The organism is Halorubrum salinarum, assembly GCF_013267195.1.
GTDB classification, from domain to species: Archaea; Halobacteriota; Halobacteria; order Halobacteriales; family Haloferacaceae; genus Halorubrum; species Halorubrum salinarum.
Map to the genome: position 1 here is coordinate 439384 of NZ_CP053941.1, position 17574 is coordinate 456957.

The following is a 17574-nucleotide window of genomic DNA, read 5'->3' on the forward strand; positions in this document are numbered from 1 at the left end:
CTTGCCGCGGCGTTGGAACCCGGGTCACGATTGACCCCTCGGATCGCGTACCGCCGGGGGGAGACGACCCCACAGCCACCATGAGCACCGACGACGAGTCGATGTACACGACCGTGGACGAGGAGGACAGGCGGCTCCTGGAGGAGACCGGGTTCGACGCCGACCTCGGCGCGGAGATGGCCCGCGACGCGCAGCGGGTGGCCGCGGACGAGCTCTCCGAGGTCGAGTTCTACCGGCGGTACCACGACCGGATCCTCGAGGAGTTCGACGTCGACGACCGAGAGGTGGATATCCCCGACCCCGACGAGGTCGACGAGGAGGACGTGAGCGCCGTCGAGCGCGTCGAAGAGGCGTTCGGCGGCGTCGGGGAGGCCCTACGGAGCGTCGGCGGTGACGACGCGGAGTCGCGTCGGTCGGTGATGAAGAAGGGCGCCGCGGCGGCCGCGCTCGGGCTCGGCGGGCTCGGCACCGCGGGCGCGACCACCGGCGGCGACGGCGCCGGAGGGGCCGGCGCCGGCGGCGACGACGGCGAGGGGACCCGATGGGGGATGACGATCAACCTCAACAACTGCGACGGGTGTCTCGCCTGTATGGTCGCGTGTAACCAGGAGCACAAGCTCTCCCGGGGGGCGAACTGGATGTACGTGTTCTCGTTCGAGGACGAGGGGCAGGGCGACGAGACGAACTTCCTCCCCCGGACCTGCCAGCACTGTACCGACTCGCCGTGTACGAAGGTGTGCCCGGTCGGCGCCCGCCACACCCGCGAGGAGGACGGCCTCGTGCTCACCGACTACGACATCTGTATCGGCTGCCGCTACTGCGAGGTGTCGTGCCCGTACGGGGTCAACTACTTCCAGTGGGGCGAGCCCGACGTGCCCGAGTCCGAGGTCGACGACGACCACCAGATCGACGACCGGGGGCGCTGGGTCGGCGCCCGCCCCCCGGAGGGCGTGATGGGCAAGTGTACGTTCTGCGTCGACCGGCAGGACGGGCAGATGGGCGAGGAGAAGGTCGGCACCACCGCCTGCGAGGAGGCGTGTACGATGAACGCGATCCACTTCGGCGACCTCAACGACCCGGAGAGCGACCCCAACCGGCACCTCCGCGAGTACCGCGACGGACAGGAGAACGACACGTCGGACTACCCGAACCGGAAGGGCCACACCGTCTCGACGTTCAAGCTGCTGGAGGAGCGCGGCACCGAGCCGAACGTCCGGTTCGTCGGCAACGAGCCGTCGCCGCACGCGGAACAGGTCGAGGGGCCGGTCGCGTACGAGGACGTGGGGCTCGTCGACGACCGCAAGGAGGTCCTCGATCAGGGCGCGGCCGCGAACGGGGGTGAGGAGGCGTGAGCGTCGACGGCGTCGACGTGACCGGCGTCGACCGAGAGGCGCTCGTCCGGCCGATCAAGACGTTCTCGACGCGGTACGTCGCGGCGCTCGCGGTCGCGCTCGGCCTGATCGGCGTCTGGCTGTTCTTCTACAGCCGGCAGCTCCGGCACGGCCTGATCGTCACGAACCTCGCCGACTGGGGCTCCGGCGGCGGCGTGCCGTGGGGGCTGTACATCGGCGCGTTCATCTGGTGGGTCGGCATCGCCCACGGGGGGATCATCCTCTCGGCCGCGGTGCGCCTGCTCGGGATGGACACTTACCAGCCCGTCGCGCGCCTCGCCGAACTGCTCACTATCGCCGCGTTAACCTGCGCCGGGACGTTCATCCTCATCCACGTCGGTCGCCCGGACCGGCTGGTGACGAGCGTCCTGCCGGCGTGGCCGACGCGCGTCCAGTGGTCGCCGCTGATGTGGGACGTGACCATCATCACAGCCTACTTCGTGCTGACCGCGACGTACCTCGCCCTGACGATCCGCTACGACGTGAACCGGCTCCGCGACAGGCTGCCGAACCGCCTCGAACCCCTGTACGCGGCGCTGACCGTGGGGTACACGGAGAAAGAGGACGAGGTCGTCGAGCGCATGGTCTGGTGGATCGCGTTCGCGATCATCATCATGGCGCCGCTGCTGCTCCACGGCGGGGTGATCCCGTGGCTGTTCTCGCTGCTGCCGTCGATGGCGGGCTGGGCCGGCGGCGTCCAGGGCCCCTCGTTCCTCTCCATCGCGCTGACCTCGGCGGTCGCGGGGATCATCATCGTCGCGGCCGCGTTCCGGTACGCGTACGGCTGGGAGGAGCTCATCCCCCGCGCCGTCTTCCAAGGGCTCGCCAAGTGGCTGGGCTTCTTCAGCCTGATCTTCCTGTGGCTCCAGCTCCAGCAGGTGATCACGGGGATCTTCGCGGCGCCGACGACGCTCCAGCACGCGACCGAAGTGAAGATATCGACCCCGCTGTACTGGGTCGCCATCGGGCTCGTCGTCCTCGCGATGCTGTACGCCTTCGCGACCGCGCTGCGGCCGGACCTGTTCGACCTGCGCGCGCTCGTCGGGATCTCCGTCGGCGTCCTCTTCGGCACGCTCTCCGAGAAGGTGCTGTTCGTCGTCGAGGGGCTCCAGCACGCGCACTTCGCGCTCTACGACGGGGTGCCCGGCCAGTACGTCCCCTCGGCGGTCGAGGTGTCGGCGGTCTTCGGCACGATCGGCGTCGTCGCGCTGTTCTTCCTCGTCGTCTCGAAGGTGATCCCGGTCGTCGAGCTCCACGCGATCGAGGACCACGAGGAGGTGGACACATGAGCGCGCTCGCGCCCCTGCCGGCGCTCCTCGCCGCGGTCGCAGCCCTCGCGCCCGCCGCGTGGCCCGCGGTCCCGCTGTCCGCGGAGTACACGCTCCCGTTCGTCGGCCCGGGGACGTACCTGATCTTCGGGATCGTCCTCGCGCCGGTGTACGCGATGGTCGCGGCGTGGTTCCTCGGCGACCCGAGCGACCGGTTCGCCGGCCTGCTCGGCGTCGGCTACCTCGCCGGGCTCACGACCGTGCTGTGGGGGAGCCTGTTCGTGGCGACGCTGATCATCGGGGCCGTGTTCTTCTGACGCGGCCCCGGCGGCACTCGTACAGCGTTCGAACCGACTCGCCGCCCGAACCGAATCCGAACCGACTCGCCGCTCGAACCGAATCCGAACCGACTCGACGCCCGACTCAGACCAATGACACTCACCGAAGCCGAACTCACCGACCGACTCGCCGCGGTAGAGGACCCCGAGAACGGCGACGACATCGTCTCGATGGGCCTCGTCGACGACGTAGCGATCAGCGACGGCACCGCCGAGGTGTCGCTCGCGTTCAACGCCCCGCACGCGCCGGCGGAGATGGAGATCGGCGACGCGGTCCGCGAGGCGATCGAGGAGGCCGGACTGGAACCGGACCTCCGCGCCGAGTTCCGCGAGGAGCACGGCCACGAGACCGACGTGCTCCCCGGCGTCCGCAACGTGATCGCCGTCGCCTCCGGGAAGGGCGGCGTCGGCAAGACGACCGTCGCCGCGAACCTCGCCGCGGGGCTCTCCGAGCGCGGCTCGCGGGTCGGCATCCTCGACGCCGACGTCCACGGCCCGAACGTGCCCCGGCTGCTGCCGACGGAGGACGAACCCGGCGTCACGCCGAACGAGGAGATCGTTCCCCCGGCCTCGGACGGCGTCCGCGTGATGAGCACCGACCACCTGATGCCCGACGGCGACCAGCCGGCGGTGCTGCGCGGCCCGATGGTAAACAACGTGATGATGAAGTTCGTCAACGAGGTGGAGTGGGGGCGGCTGGACTACCTCGTCGTCGACCTGCCGCCGGGCACCGGCGACGCCTCGCTGAACCTGCTCCAGTCGCTACCCGTCGCGGGCGTCGTCATCGTCACGACGCCGCAGGAGATGGCGGTCGCCGACGCCCGCAAGGGGCTCCGCCTGTTCGACGAGCACGACGCGCCGGTGCTGGGCGTCGTCGAGAACATGAGCGCGTTCCGCTGTCCCGAGTGCGGCGACGACCACGCCGTCTTCGGCGAGAGCGGGGGCGACGAGATCCGTGACGACTACGGCGTGCCCGTCCTCTCGCGGCTCCCCGTCCACCCGGACTTCGACTCGGCCGGCTCGGACGGCCCCTCGGTGCGCGACCCCGACAGCCCGGTCCGCGAGGACCTCTTCGAGATGGTCGATTCCGTCGCGGACCGCGTCGGCGAGGTGAACCGGCGGCGGGTCGCCGAGCGCGTCGGCGAGTGGGACGCCGAGGGCGACGAGGGCCGCGAGGCGGGGGGCGGGACGGCGGACCCGGTGTCGGCATCGGAGTGACGGGCGGCGCCGGCCGCGTCAGTCCCCGTCGCCGGCGTCGGCGGCGGTCGCCGCCGCGTCGTCGAGCGTCCCCTCGCTGATCGTGTTCGGGAGGAGTTCGCCGAGGGTGTACTCGGTCACGGCGTCGCCGCCCTCGTCGCAGGCGACGACGAGGTCGTCGGCCGCGAACTCCGCGAGCGTCTGCCGGCACATCCCGCAGGGGGTGACGCCGTCGCGGACGCCCGACGAGACCACGATCCGGTCGAACTCGCGGTGACCGTTCTTCACTGCCTCCGCGAGCGCGACCTCCTCGGCGTGGAGGCTGTTCGAGTAGTTCGCGTTCTCGATGTTACAGCCGGTGTACACGGTGCCGTCGGCGGTCCGCAGCGCGGCGCCGACGCGGTACTCGGAGTACGGGACGTGGGCGGCCTCGAGGGCCTCGCGCGCCGCGGCGATCAGGTCGTCCATACCGGCGCGTGACGCGGCGGGCCGATAACTGTACTGTGTCGCGGTCGCGGGCGGCCCCCGGTCCGGTCAGGCGCGGTCGACCCACGCCGAGAAGCCGCCGTCGATGAGCGTGTCGGCCTGCTGGCGGATGTACTCGCGCTGGGTGTCGACCACGGCCGTCTCGAAGTCGTCGCCGTCGTCGAGGCGGGCGCGGACGCGGTCGCGCTTCCAGCTCGCCGGGGTCGTGCGGTTCGCGACGCGCCAGCGGAGCGGCGCGATCCACTCGGCGGCCTCGTCGGCGGCGCAGCCGGCGGTCCGGAGCCCGGCCTCCGCGTGGTCGAGTAAGTCCTCGTACAGCGCGTCGGTGTCGGTCGTGTGCTGGCCGTCCGGACCGATCCACTCCATCTCGGCGTCGAGCCCGTCGGCGACCGCCGCGTAGAAGTTGTCGCGGGCGGTCTCCCAGTCGAGCCCGATGACCGGGTGCTCACGCTGGGCGAGCGACTGCAGCAGGCCCGCGAACGCCCCCTGGAACGCGATGGAGTCGCGGACCGTGGGCTGGCCGGGGATCGGGCGGAACTCGATCCGCGCGTTCGCCGCCGAGCGGCTCGCCCCCTCGAAGACGGGGCGAACCCAGCGCCAGTAGCTGCCGTGTTTGGTCCGGAACGTCGCGAAGTCGTCGTCGAACCGGTCGCTGCCGCCCGGGTCGGGCATCGGGATCAGCGTCTCGTCGGCCGCGATGCGGTCGACGGCGGTCTCGACGTCGCGGAAGTCGCGCGGGAACCGCACCTTGTCCGCGTCGGTGCGGGCGTTGAGGACGGACTCGAACACGTGGACGCGGTTCTCGGTCGCCCCCTCCGCGAGGATCTGCTCGCCGTCCCAGCCGTCGTCGTACAGGTCCGGCGGGAAGAAGGGGGAGTTGACGCCGAGCGCGAGCAGGGGCCCGGCGATCCGGAGCGCGTACCGGAAGTGCCGCGGCAGCGTCTCGGCGTGCGCCACCTGGTAGTGCGGCTGGATCGACGTGATGAGGCTCTCGGGCATCACCGTGTCCGCCGTCAGCGACACGCCGGGAGCGGAGAGCTCGACGCGACCTCCCTCAGACCGCGCGTCGTCGACGCTCTTCCCGTCCGCCGCGTCGGGGTCCGCGTTCGCCATCGCGTGGTAGCGGACCGCGTCGCTCATGTTGACCGCGACGACGACGCCGTCGACCTCGACGCTGTCGGTGAGGTAGCCCTCCGCGGTCTCGCCGGCGGGCGGGATGGTCCAGAGGCCGTCGGAGACGAGCCGCATCCCCTCGACGCCGGCGGTGTTCTCCGCGGCCTCCAGGCGCGCCCGGACCTCGGCGAGCTGGGCGCGGAGCCCGTGGTCGGAGAGCGGCTGCGGGCTCGTGCACATCTCGGCGTTGTGGAGCCCGAGCTCCTTCTCGAAGCCCATCAGCTCCAGCAGGCGGCGGGGCACGCGCATCAGCGCGTACTCGCCCGCCCGCGACTCCTCGCTCCACCGCCCGTCGCCGACCGCGTAGAACTCGTACTCGAAGCCGACGATCGACTGGTGGTTGTCGAAGGAGCCGTCGCGGAGCTCCTGTTTGACGATCTCGGCCTCCTCGGCCGCGCGCTCGGCGAACGCCTCGGCGTCGACCGAAAGCGCCTCCCGGACCCCGTCGGCGAGCGCGGACTCGGTGGTCATGCGACCGGGGAAGGAGTCGGCGAGGTGAAAAGGTCACCGGCCGCGAGAGCGTTCGGGTCGGGTTCCCACGACGGCGCCGGCCGGCTCCCGCGCCTACTGGTTCGCCGAGCGCGCGTCGAGCGCGACGGGGATCGACCGGCTCGCCACGTCGCCCGCGAACGCCTCGCCGTCGGCTTCCAGCAGGTCGAAGGTATCGTAGTGGATCGGGACGACGAGGTCCGGGCCCATCGCCTCGGCGAGGTCGGCCGCGGCGCGCCGGTCGGCGACGATGCCGCCCCCGCCGATGTTCGCGAGGAAGACTGAGACGTCCAGCTCGGCGAACCCGTCGAGCGCGTCCGAGTCGCCGGGCCAGAAGACGGTGCGGCCCCCGAGCGACAGCAGGAAGCCGCAGCCGAAGCCGGGCGGGTGCGCGACCGAGCCGTCCGCGTCGGCGTTCGGTCCCTCGGGGTCGTTGTGTGCGGGGACGGACCACACCCGCACGTCGCCGGCCGGGGTCTCGACGTCGACGCGGCCCTCCTCGCCGACGCGGACCACGTCGTAGTCGGCCGCGAGCGCGTCGATCGGCTCCACGTCGCGGTCGATGCCCGCGGGGTCGACCGCCTCGTAGATGACCAGCGTCGCGTCCTCGCTCGCGACCGACCGGATGCCGTCGCTGTCGTAGTGGTGATCGTGGGTGACGACGACGAGGTCACCGTCGCGCGCCCAGTAGTCGTCGAGGACGCCGTAGCGGCCGGGGTCGGTGTAGGCGACCGGCCCCCCGTCCGTCTCCAGCCGCGCCGTCGCGTAGCCGAGCCACTCCACGGTGAGCTCCTCGAATCGAACCGTCATGTCACCGGGTCCGGCCGCGGGCGCCTTGAGGGTGGCTATCGGTCGCGGTCGCCGGCGTCGTCGCCCGCGCCGCGCGTCCCGCCGGCCGCGTCGGCCCCGTCGTCGATCACGACCAGGTCCCACGCCGCCGCGAGCGCGTCGTCGCCGAGCGAGCGCCCCAGCGCGTGCTCGGGGACGAGCGGCATCGGGACCGGGACGTACCCGGCGTCGCGCATCGCCCCGAAACCGCCGAGCGTCTCGACGACGGCCCCGTCGTCGCCCCGGCGGACGCGGAACCGCTTGTCGTCCGGGTCGCGGCGGTAGGCGAACGGGAACGCCGCGTCCGGCGGCGTCCGGAGGCTCTCGACGCCGGCGAGGACCGCGACCGGAGCGCCGTCGACCTCGCAGACGAGCCGCGGGACGACCGGGCGGCCCGCCTCGTCGACCGCGGCGGCGTCGACCCCCGAGTCCGCCGTCACCGGGCCGACCGGGGTGTCCGTCTCGCGCCACGCGAACGTCGGGTCGCCGAGCCCCTGGGCGCGGACGCAGGCGTAGCCGCCGCCGGCGACCGGGATCCGGTCGGGGCCGAGGTGGAAGGTTCGCCGGCCGTCGCGGCGCGCGGCCAGCAGCGGCGGGTCGGCGAGGAGGTCGCGCACGGCGGCCGCGGTGGCGTCGTCGCGGGCGACGAACAGGACGCTGCGGTCGCGGTCGAGCGCGTGACCGAGCCGCGAGACGATCACGGTCGGCGTCGCGTCGTCGGGCGCGAGCGGCTCGACCGCGATCCGCTCGTCGCCGCGGGTCGCGACCGCCGGGGGCTCGGCGCCGCTCTCCGGGCGGTCGACCGCGAACCCGTCGGCGGCGAGCCGGGCGGCGGCCGCGTCGGTGAGGTCGCGCCGCGTCGCGTCGCCGAGCGGGCCTGGCATGGGCGTCACTACGCGCCGAGGGGTCAAGGGGTTTCGCGTGGCGGAACGCCGGGCGCGGTCGCGTCGCCGCCGGCCCATCTGCCGCGGCTCACTCGTCGCCGGCGAGCCGGCAGACCCTGGCGAGCGAGTCGACATCGTCGACCCCCTTGTCCTCGCGGACGCCGACGAACCGCGGGAACCGGAGGGCGTAGCCGGCCGAGTACGTCGGCGAGGTCTGGATCTCCTCGTAGCCGACCTCGACCACGAGTTCGGGGTCGAACGCGACCGTCGTCCCCGTCTCGTCGACGACGTGCGGCTCCAGCCGCTCGGTGAGGTCCGCCAGCGCCTCGTCGGTGATCCCCGTGGCCACCTTGCCGACCGTCGCGTACCCCGCCGGCACGGGGGCGTCGGCGTCGCGGTCGGCCGCGTCACTGTCCGCTACGTCACGTCCCGCTGCGTCGCTCACGTCCCCCTCGTCGTCGCGGACGGCGAGGAGGAACGTGCCGAACAGCTCCGCGCGGCGCCCCTCGCCCCACTCGGCGCCGACGACGACGGCGTCGAGCGTCTCCACGTCGGGCTTGCGCTTCAGCCAGTCGCGTCCGCGGTCGCCCGGAGTGTACGCCGCATCCGGGTTCTTCAGCATGACGCCCTCGTGGCCCGCGTCGAGGGCGGCCCGCTCCGCGGCCGCGATCGCCTCGGGGTCGTCCGCGAGCGTGAGGTCCGCGGCGGCGTCCGGGAGGACCGCCCGGAGCCGGTCGTGCCGCTCGCGGAGCGGGCGGTCGAGCAGGTCGTCGCCGTCGGCGTGGAGGCAGTCGAACGCGTGGAGCCGCAGCGAGACCGCCTCGCGCATGCGGTCGACGTCGTGCTTCCGGCGGAACCGGCGCAACACCTCCTGGAACGGGAGCGGGTCGCCGTCGTCGTCGACCGCGACGACCTCGCCGTCGAGGATGACCGGGACGTCGACCCGCTCGGCGACGTACTCGACGATCTCCGGGAGCGCCTCGGTCACGTCGTCCATGTTCCGCGAGTAGAGCCTCGGTCCGAGCGCCCCGTCGCCGCCGGCCGCGGCGTCGGCGCCGCCCGCTCCGTCGTCGCCTCCGGGGTCGTAGTGGACCTGAACGCGGGCGCCGTCGAACTTGGTCTCGACGGCGACCTCGCCGAAGGCGTCGACCGCGTCGGTCGCGGTGCCCGCCTGCGCGAGCATCGCCTGGACCGGGCGGCCGACGCGCAGCGACTCCTCGCGGAGCCCCGCGACCCCCTCGTCGCGGGCGCGGACCGCGACGCGGCCGTAGTCGTTCGTCACCTGGAGCGCCCGCTCGACGGCCCCGACCGCGTCCTCGGGCGCGGCGAGTTCGGGTTCCTCTCCGGTCGCTCCGTCCTCTCCAGGCGGCGCGGGCGACGCGAGGAACGCCTCCGCGACCGCGTCGCGGACCGTCCCCTCGCCGACGCCGAGCCGCATCTCGCCGAGGACGAGGCGCGCGAGGAACGCCGCCTCGCTCGGCGAACAGCGCGTGAACAGGCCGAACAGCGCGTCCCGCTTGCGCGACTCGCTCCCCTCCCCGCTCGCGGCCGCGAGGTCGCGCAGCTCCTCGTCGAGCGCGGCCACGGTGAGCGCGTCGCGGCCGCTCCCGAACGCCGCGAGCCCCCGCTGGCCGCCGAGGTCGTACTCGGCCGCGACGGCGCCGATCTCGCCGCGCTCGGCGAGGCGGTCCTCCACGTCGGCGGCGGAGACGTTCTGCCCCGCGGCGCGGGCGATCGCCTCGCGACAGAGCGCGGGCCCGACGTCGAGGGTCCGGGTGTCGTGGGCGGGGAAGACGCGACCGAGGAGGAACCGGACGACGACCGGGAGGTCGTCGGTCGAGCCGTCGTCGGCGGCGCCGCCGGCGTCCGCGAGCAGGTCGGCGACCGCGAGCGTGGTCTCGATGTCGCCGTCGTTCGCGGCCACCCGTTCCGCCCGTTCAGCCAGCGCGGCGAACTCCATACGCGTCCGGTCGGCGGGCGGGGGGCAAAAGCGGCCCGATGCGCCGTGCGCGGCGGGGCGCGGTGGGCGAGCGGATCCGCGTCGCGGCGGGGGACGCCGGCGGACCGGGGCGGCGGGGAACCGCTTTTCACCTCCGGTCTCGTACGAGCGTTCATGTACGTCCGCGACGCCAAAAACCGTGACGAGGCGTGGTTGTTGGACGCCATCGAGCAGTTGGGGCTCGACGACGTCGCCTTCCGGTCACGGGACTACGTGATCGCGGTCGACGAGGAGTCCGGCGACCGGGCGGGGTTCGGCCGCCTCCGGCTCCACCGCGGCGACGGGGACGAGGCCAACCGGATCGAACTCACCGGCATCGGCGTCCTCCCGGAGTGGCGCCGGCGCGGCGTCGGGGCGCACGTCGTCGAGCGCCTCGTCGACACCGCGGCCGCGGACGGGTTCGAGACGGTGTACGTCCTCACCGACCAGCCCGACTACCTCGCGCAGTTCGGCTTCGAGCGCGTCGACACCGACGATCTCCCGCCCGCGCTCTCTGACCGCCTGACTGAGAAGCGAGAGTTCCTCGGCGGCGGGGTCGTCGGCCTCGAACTGGCCGTCGACGCCTTCGAGATGCCGAGTTCCCTCCGGAAGGCGTTCAAAGACGCCGAGCCGACCGGCGACGACGAGCCCGAGGAGTCTGCCGAGGACTTCGGCATCGACCCGGACTCCGCGACGTACAAGTACGACACCGGTCGCTGAGTCGCGATACAACTGCTTTTGAGGTCGCGGTGGCGCGTGCCGGCGAGCGGCCGCCCTCGGCGGCCGCGAGGAGCACGCGCGAGGGACGCGGCGACCGTAGGGAGCCGCGAGGCTGGGGAGGCGTGAGGTGCCGTGCGGTGCGGGGGCGGGACTCGAAGGGGCAGCTGCGCGGCCGGCGTAGGCGTTCACGAGAGCAAAGCTCTCGTGAGCCAATCAGAACGCGGAGCGTTCTGATGGCGACGCAAGCACCACAGGGAGCGAACGGAGTGAGCGACCGAGGAGCACAGCGAGCGTACGGCGGCCGCGCGACTGGGGCTTCGGCGGTGTTCGCGGGGGCGATGTCGATTGTTTATAAACAGAACTCCGCGCAGACGGGATCCATTTATAAATAACCGCTCGCGAGTTCGACGCTCACACCGACGAACGGAACGCCACAGCGTCACCACTCCTCGAACGAAACGAAGTATGAATGGCGGACAGGCGGGGTAGCCCGACGTTCCGTCACGGGGTATCCCGATTGCCTCCTCCACCCCGCGACCCGACGAGCGACGGGCGTCCGGCGGTGGGCTGCTCGCTTCCGCGCCTGACCCGGTGTCGCCGACGAACCGCGACGGACCGCTCCTGCGAGCGGGCGCCACGGACCGCTGTCCCCGGCGGACGAGGCTTCCACGTTGGCTCTCGGGGCCCGTGCCGGTCTGACCGGACGTGCCCGCTGTTCGGTCCCCGCTGAAGACTGCCTCACGGGTTACGAGCGGGGCCTAACCGCCCGACCTAGTCCGTTCGACGATATTCGGGTGCGGCATAAGGGCCTTTCGTTCGGCGGGCGCCGTCGAGGCGGGTCAGGGCGGGGCGAGGCGAGACAGAGCGAAGCGTCGCGGAGGGGAGGGCGCGACTACGTCAGGAGGCCCCGAGCGTACGCCGCGGCGGCGAGCGGGACGGGAACGGAGAGCGCGACGACGACGCGCGCGTGCCACACGAGCCAGAGGTGGTCGCGGAACACCGGGCTCGGCTCGACGGCCAGCGCCCAGCTCGCGGCGCTCGCGGTCGTGGCGACGCCGAGGACGACCGCCACGCCCGCGAGGGTTCCGGGGTCGACGTTCCCGCGTTCGACGGAGGCGATGACGACCGCGGACAGCAGCGCGAACAGCGCGATGCCGCCCCAGCCGACGACGCCGGAGGCGTAGTACGTCGCCAGCTGGGCCGTGTACTCCGGCCCCGTGATGACCGCGTACGGCGCGACGAGCGCGACGACGGTGACCACGGCGGCGGCGATCCCGACGCGACGCGAGACGGCGCGGAGGTCCATACCGGCCCTCGGGACGGCGCCGCGGTAAAAGGACCGGATCGGATGCGGCGGGCGGGCGGGACGGGCAAGCAGTCGCGCGATCGGGGAGGGTGGCACGGTGCGCCCCGTTCCCGTAGGGTTTTGCCTCATCGGCGCCCATCGTAGGGCATGACACTCGACGTCGAGCCGCCGGACCCCCCCGAACTCGCCGCCGTCGACCCGAACGAGTACGAGGACGCCGAGGTGGCGGGCGGCGAGTACCGCCGCGACGAGCTCGAAGCGTTCCTGCGCGAGGGCGCGTGGGAGGAGGCGTTCGGGGAGTGGGCCGCCGGCAGCGACATGGACGAAGACGACTGGCGGATCGCCGTCGACCTCGGGTTAGTCTCCCGGTTCGACTTCTTCTGGGACGACTTCGCCGACCGCGTCGGCTACCACGCGCCGGGGCTCCCCGAGGACTGGAAGGAGCGCGACCTCCACCCCGACCTCGACTCGTGGGGCACCGTCTCCGCGATCAACGCCGGGCTCACGGAGCTGGGACAGATCGTCTGCGAGACGCTCAAAGAGGAGTACATCGACTGGGAGGCCGACTTCGAGGCGCCGGACGACCTGCCCGACTTCGAGGCGTAGCCGGCGGCGCGCTCGCGCGGAGTCGTCGGACCCGCCCTACATCCGCGGACCGGTCAGTGGCCCCAGAGGTTCCCGTCGGGGTCGTAGCGCGCGTCCATGATCCGGTCCCACTGCTCGTCGGAGAGGTCGAGGTCGGCGGCCGCGACGTTCTCGTCGAGCTGGTCGACCGTCCGCGCGCCAACGATGGGGACGCAGGTGAACTCGTCCCACTCGGTCAGCCACGCCAGCGCGACCTGCGCGGGCGTCGCGTCGAGCTCGTCGGCGACCTCCCGGACCGCGTCGAGCACCTTCCAGCCGCGCTCGGAGAGGTAGAAGCGCTCGAAGCGATCGTCGAAGCTCGCGCGCGAGCCGTCGGGCGCGACCACCTGCTCCGGGTCGTCGGGGTCGGCGCGCTCGTACTTCCCGGTGAGGAACCCGCCCGCGAGCGGGGAGTACGGGCAGACCGCCAAGTCCTGGTCGATACAGACATCGAGGTACTCCTTCACGTCCTCGTAGTAGCCCGCGTGGTGGAGCGGCTGGACCACGTCGAAGGAGGCGTAGCCGTTGACGTCGGCGGTCCACTGCGCCTTCGTCAGCTGCCAGGCCGCCATCGTCGAGGCGCCGAGGTGGTGGACCTTCCCCTCGGCGACCAGCTCGTCGAGCGCGCGCATCGTCTCCTCGATGGGCGTCTCGTCGTCCCAGCGGTGGATGTAGTAGACGTCGAGGTAGTCGGTGTCGAGCCGGTCGAGGGTGCCCTCGACCTGCGCGCGGATGTGCTTGCGGCCGAGCCCCGAGTCGTTGGGGCCGGGCTCGCCGCGGCCGTCGAACGGGAAGTACACCTTCGAGGCGATGACGTAGTCCTCGCGGTCGCGGTCGGCGAGCCACTCGCCGATGTACGTCTCGCTTTTCCCGTTCGGCGTCCCGTACACGTTGGCCGTGTCGATGAAGTTGATGCCGCGGTCCGCGGCCGCGTCGAGGAGCTCGTGCGACTCCTCGCGACCGGTCTCCACGACGCCGTTCGTCTCGCGCCCGAACCGCCACGTGCCGAAGCAGAGCTCCGAGACGCTGAGTCCGGTGTTCCCGAGCCGTCGGTAATCCATACGCGCCACTCTCGCGCGGGGTGGGTAAAGCGTGGCGGCACCGGCGGGGAGCGCGAGAGGGCGCCGTCCGGAAAGCCGCGACTACCCGAAGTTCTCGACCTTCGCGGCGTCGGCGTCGCCGCCGGCCGCGTCGACCGCGGCCTCCGCGTCGGCTACGAGGTCGGCGAACCCGTAGACGAAGACGGTCTCTCCGTCCGCCCCGGTGAGCGCGTCGGCGACGGCGTCGGTCAGGGGCTCGTCCGCGTCCAAGAGGCGGACCGCGGCGCCGCGCTCGCGGAGCGCGTCGATCCGGTCGGCGTGGGCGACGTCGTCGTCGCGGTAGACGACCGCGGCCTCGGCGCCCTCGTCGAGCGCGCGTTCCGCGATGGCGACCGCGGGGCCGACCCCGGGACCCCCCGCGATCACGACGGCGCGGGGCTCGCCGTCGTAGTGCTGGTCGCCGAACGGCCCGGAGAGGGTCATCTCGGTGCCGGCCTCGGCGTCCGAGAGGAACGCCGAGAAGTCGCCGCCCTCGTCGGGGTCGATCCCGACCGTGACCTCGAACGTCTCGCCGACGCGGGGCGACGAGAGGGTGTAGAAGCGGGCGACCGACTCGCCGTCGATCTCGGTGCCGAGCTTCACGAACTGTCCGGGTTCGGCCGCGAACCCCTCGGGCGCGGTGAAGCGGAGGGCGTACGTGTCGGGCCCGACCGCCTCGACCGACTCGACCGTCGCTGTCGTGTCCATACCCCGGATCGGCGGGGGAGACACAAACGCCTTCCCGTCGGCGTCGGTCCTGCCCGTGTCGAAACCGGTTCCCACGGGGCGGCTCAACCGATGCCTCCGGGGCAGTTCGGACGCGCTCGTCCGTCGAGCCGACGTTCCCGCCGCGCCGACGCGACGCGCTCACCCCGTCGACTCGACGCGCCCGTCGCCGCGTCGCGGGGCCGTTCCCGACCGTGAGTATTCGACGGTCGTCGAAAACCGGACCGACGCGAGGGGTCGATCGTGAGGAATTTGGTGAACGTGCGTTTGATTATTCTCCATTTAGACCCGATATAGCAGCTTAGAGGCGACAATATTCGCGAGATTGGACACGTTCGTCCAGAAACGTGTCGGTGGCTCCTTCCAGAAGCCTTTTGATGAGTCCGCCGGAACCTTGCCCATAGCACATGGCTGCGGATTTCAACTGGGCTGTCGGCGGGGAGGCCGGCGACGGCATCGACTCGACGGGGAAGATCTTCGCACAGGCGCTTTCCCGCGCGGGTCGGCACGTGTTCACGTCGAAGGACTTCGCATCGCGGATCCGAGGCGGGTACACCGCCTACAAGGTGCGGACCTCCGTCGACAAGGTACAGAGCGTCGTTGACCGGCTCGACGTGCTCATCGCGTTGACGCCCCGGACGATCGAGGAGAACCTCGACGAGCTCCACGAGGGGTCGGTGATCATCTACGACGGCGAGCGGACGACGATGCAGGACGTCGAGATCCCCGAGGGGATGATCGGCCTCGACGTGCCGCTCAAGAGCCTGGCCGAGGAGGCCGGCGGGGCGATCATGCGGAACGTCGTCGCGCTCGGCGCCGCCTGCGAGGTGGCGGAGTTCCCCATCGAGAACCTCGACTCGGCGCTGGAGAAGCGGTTCAAGGACAAGGGACAGAAGCTCGTCGACAACAACAAGGAGGCGGCCCGCGCGGGGCAGTCGTACGTCGCCGAGGAGTACGACCACGAGTTCGACTACTCGCTGGAGACCACCGACGAGGACTACGTCCTCCTCAACGGGGACGAGGCGATCGGCATGGGCGCCATCGCGGCCGGCTGCCGCTTCTACGCCGGCTACCCGATCACGCCCGCGACCGACGTGATGACGTACCTCACCGGCCGCATCGAGCGGTACGGCGGCCACGTCGTCCAGGCGGAAGACGAGCTGTCGGCGATCAACATGGCGCTCGGCGCGGCCCGCGGCGGCGCCCGCGCGATGACGGCGACCTCCGGGCCGGGGATCGACCTGATGACCGAGACGTTCGGGCTCATCGCCACCTCCGAGACGCCGCTCGTCATCTGTAACGTGATGCGCTCGGGCCCCTCGACGGGGATGCCGACGAAACAGGAGCAGGGCGACTTGAACCAGATGCTGTACGGCGGCCACGGCGAGGTGCCGCGGTTCGTCCTCGCGCCGACCACCATCGACGAGTGCTTCTGGAAGACGGTCGAGGCGTTCAACCTCGCCGAGAAGTACCAGGTCCCCGTCTACCTCACCGCCGACCTCTCGATGGCGGTCACCGAGCAGACGTTCTCCCCGGACACCTTCGACATGGACGAGGTGGAGGTCGACCGCGGGAACGTCGTCGACGAGACGACGATCGACGACCACATGAGCGAGTCGGGCGGCTTCCAGCCCCACGAGATCACCGACGACGGGATCTCGCCGCGGGCGTTCCCCGGCACGGCCGACGGCGCGCACATGTCCACCGGCCTCGAACACGACGAGCAGGGCCGCCGGACCGAGGACACCGACATGCGCGTCGCGCAGGTCGACAAGCGCAACCGGAAAGTGGAGACGGCCCGCGAGCGCGAGGACTGGAGCCCGCGCGAGTTCGGCGACGCGGACGCCGACGACCTCGTCATCACCTGGGGGTCGAACGAGGGCGCGCTCGCCGAGGCGGTCGACATCCTCGACGAGGAGGGCCAGGACGTTCGGGTCCTCTCGGTCCCGTACATCTTCCCGCGGCCGGACCTCTCGGAGGACGTGGCGGCGGCCGAGACGACGGTCGTCGTCGAGTGTAACGAGCAGGGGCAGTTCGCGGACCTCGTCGAGCACGACGTGCTCGAACGGGTCGACCGCGTGAACAAGTACAACGGCGTGCGGTTCAAGGCCGACGAACTCGCAGCGGAGATCAAGTCGACCCTCGAAGCGGGGGTGGAGGCGTAACCAATGAGCTCAGACATTCGATTCACCGACTTCAAGTCCGACAAGCAGCCGACGTGGTGCCCGGGATGCGGCGACTTCGGGACGATGAACGGGATGATGAAGGCGCTCGCGGAGACGGGGAACGACCCCGACAACACCTTCGTCGTCGCCGGCATCGGCTGTTCCGGGAAGATCGGCACGTACATGCACAGCTACGCGCTCCACGGCGTTCACGGGCGCGCGCTCCCCGTCGGGACCGGCGTCAAGATGGCCCGGCCCGACATCGAAGTGATGGTCGCCGGCGGCGACGGCGACGGCTACTCCATCGGCGCGGGCCACTTCGTCCACGCCGTCCGGCGCAACGTCGACATGACGTACGTCGTGATGGACAACCGCATCTACGGGCTGACGAAGGGACAGGCCTCCCCGACCTCCCGCGAGGACTTCGAGACCTCCACGAGCCCCGAGGGGCCGAAGCAGCCCCCGGTCAACCCGCACGCGCTCGCGCTCGCCTCGGGCGCGACGTTCATCGCGCAGTCGTTCTCCTCGGACGCGCTCCGCCACCAGGAGATCATCCAGGAGGCCATCGAGCACGACGGGTTCGGCTTCGTCAACGTCTACTCGCCGTGCGTCACCTTCAACGACGTCGACACCTACGACTACTTCCGCGACTCGCTGGTCGACCTGAAGGAGGCGGACCACGACCCGACCGACCGCGAGGCGGCGAAGGACGTCATCCTCGACAACGAGAAGGAACACCAGGGCGTCATCTACAAGGACGAGTCGTCGGTGCCGTACCACGAGCAGCACGGCGTCGACGAGGACATGTCCGTGCTCCCGGACGGCGCCCCCGAGGGCGCGACCGACCTCGTCCGCGAGTTCTACTGAACCAGATCGCGGGTCCGCCGCTGGGCCCGGATCGACTCTCGCGCAAAGGCCTATA

16 protein-coding genes and 1 other RNA gene are annotated in these 17574 nt (G+C 71.6%); 8 read left to right on the forward strand and 9 right to left on the reverse strand.

All coding sequences use genetic code 11. From position 1 onward, the window contains the following. Window positions 1–80: 80 nt before the first annotated feature. From HPS36_RS02340 to HPS36_RS02355, 4 genes are all read left to right on the forward strand, one after another. The gene (locus HPS36_RS02340; protein WP_173228365.1) at window positions 81–1352 is read left to right on the forward strand and encodes a 4Fe-4S ferredoxin N-terminal domain-containing protein; all 1272 of its coding nucleotides are present in this window, start codon (window positions 81–83) and stop codon (window positions 1350–1352) included. Next, on the forward strand, window positions 1349–2680 hold the full coding sequence (gene nrfD / locus HPS36_RS02345; RefSeq protein ID WP_222595375.1) for an NrfD/PsrC family molybdoenzyme membrane anchor subunit: 1332 nt from the start codon (window positions 1349–1351) through the stop codon (window positions 2678–2680). The genes HPS36_RS02340 and nrfD overlap by 4 nt, the downstream gene beginning before the upstream one ends. Next, a complete protein-coding gene (locus HPS36_RS02350; RefSeq protein ID WP_173228366.1) occupies window positions 2677–2976 on the forward strand; it encodes a hypothetical protein in 300 nt (99 codons plus the stop codon). Before nrfD ends, HPS36_RS02350 begins: the two co-directional genes overlap by 4 nt. A 114-nt stretch (window positions 2977–3090) precedes the next feature. Beyond that, on the forward strand, window positions 3091–4215 hold the full coding sequence (locus HPS36_RS02355; RefSeq protein ID WP_173228367.1) for an Mrp/NBP35 family ATP-binding protein: 1125 nt from the start codon (window positions 3091–3093) through the stop codon (window positions 4213–4215). An 18-nt stretch (window positions 4216–4233) separates the two neighbouring features. Here HPS36_RS02355 and cdd read toward each other — a convergent pair whose 3' ends face one another. The 5 genes from cdd to ligA all read right to left on the reverse strand — a co-directional run bounded on the left by cdd (window position 4234) and on the right by ligA (window position 10014). Beyond that, on the reverse strand, window positions 4234–4662 hold the full coding sequence (cdd, locus tag HPS36_RS02360; protein WP_173228368.1) for a cytidine deaminase: 429 nt from the start codon (window positions 4660–4662) through the stop codon (window positions 4234–4236). Window positions 4663–4728: 66 nt separating this feature from the next. Beyond that, window positions 4729–6324, reverse strand: a complete 1596-nt coding sequence (locus tag HPS36_RS02365) for a hypothetical protein (protein WP_173228369.1) — start codon at window positions 6322–6324, stop codon at window positions 4729–4731. A 93-nt stretch (window positions 6325–6417) separates the two neighbouring features. After that, the gene (locus HPS36_RS02370) at window positions 6418–7152 is read right to left on the reverse strand and encodes an MBL fold metallo-hydrolase (RefSeq protein ID WP_173228370.1); all 735 of its coding nucleotides are present in this window, start codon (window positions 7150–7152) and stop codon (window positions 6418–6420) included. A 35-nt stretch (window positions 7153–7187) separates the two neighbouring features. Beyond that, a complete protein-coding gene (locus HPS36_RS02375; RefSeq protein ID WP_173228371.1) occupies window positions 7188–8054 on the reverse strand; it encodes a hypothetical protein in 867 nt (288 codons plus the stop codon). Window positions 8055–8142: 88 nt separating this feature from the next. Then, entirely contained in the window at window positions 8143–10014 is a 1872-nt protein-coding gene (gene ligA / locus HPS36_RS02380) for an ATP-dependent DNA ligase LigA (RefSeq protein ID WP_173228372.1), read from the reverse strand. A gap of 153 nt (window positions 10015–10167) precedes the next feature. Here ligA and HPS36_RS02385 point away from each other — a divergent pair, with 153 nt between their 5' ends. After that, window positions 10168–10752: a GNAT family N-acetyltransferase gene (locus HPS36_RS02385; RefSeq protein ID WP_173228373.1), complete on the forward strand. Its 585-nt coding sequence runs from the start codon at window positions 10168–10170 to the stop codon at window positions 10750–10752. Between the two features lie 470 nt (window positions 10753–11222). On the opposite strand, the gene ffs is transcribed toward HPS36_RS02385, so the two are convergent. Both ffs and HPS36_RS02395 read right to left on the reverse strand, forming a co-directional pair. Next, window positions 11223–11534, reverse strand: an RNA gene (gene ffs / locus HPS36_RS02390) — signal recognition particle sRNA. Between the two features lie 110 nt (window positions 11535–11644). Further along, window positions 11645–12058, reverse strand: coding sequence for a DUF7548 family protein (locus HPS36_RS02395; protein WP_121561889.1), 414 nt, complete (start codon window positions 12056–12058; stop codon window positions 11645–11647). Window positions 12059–12205: 147 nt separating this feature from the next. Here HPS36_RS02395 and HPS36_RS02400 point away from each other — a divergent pair, with 147 nt between their 5' ends. Beyond that, complete coding sequence (locus tag HPS36_RS02400; protein WP_137717746.1) at window positions 12206–12664, forward strand: hypothetical protein; 459 nt, start codon at window positions 12206–12208, stop codon at window positions 12662–12664. A gap of 53 nt (window positions 12665–12717) precedes the next feature. Here HPS36_RS02400 and HPS36_RS02405 read toward each other — a convergent pair whose 3' ends face one another. Both HPS36_RS02405 and HPS36_RS02410 read right to left on the reverse strand, forming a co-directional pair. After that, entirely contained in the window at window positions 12718–13743 is a 1026-nt protein-coding gene (locus HPS36_RS02405; protein ID WP_173228374.1) for an aldo/keto reductase, read from the reverse strand. Between the two features lie 81 nt (window positions 13744–13824). Further along, complete coding sequence (locus tag HPS36_RS02410; protein ID WP_173228375.1) at window positions 13825–14469, reverse strand: FAD-dependent oxidoreductase; 645 nt, start codon at window positions 14467–14469, stop codon at window positions 13825–13827. A gap of 425 nt (window positions 14470–14894) precedes the next feature. Here HPS36_RS02410 and HPS36_RS02415 point away from each other — a divergent pair, with 425 nt between their 5' ends. Next, entirely contained in the window at window positions 14895–16652 is a 1758-nt protein-coding gene (locus HPS36_RS02415; RefSeq protein ID WP_121561885.1) for a 2-oxoacid:acceptor oxidoreductase subunit alpha, read from the forward strand. Between the two features lie 3 nt (window positions 16653–16655). Beyond that, window positions 16656–17519 carry a 2-oxoacid:ferredoxin oxidoreductase subunit beta gene (locus HPS36_RS02420; RefSeq protein WP_121561884.1) on the forward strand — a complete coding sequence of 288 codons (864 nt, stop codon included), beginning with the start codon at window positions 16656–16658 and terminating at the stop codon, window positions 17517–17519. The last annotated feature ends 55 nt before the right edge of the window (window positions 17520–17574 follow it).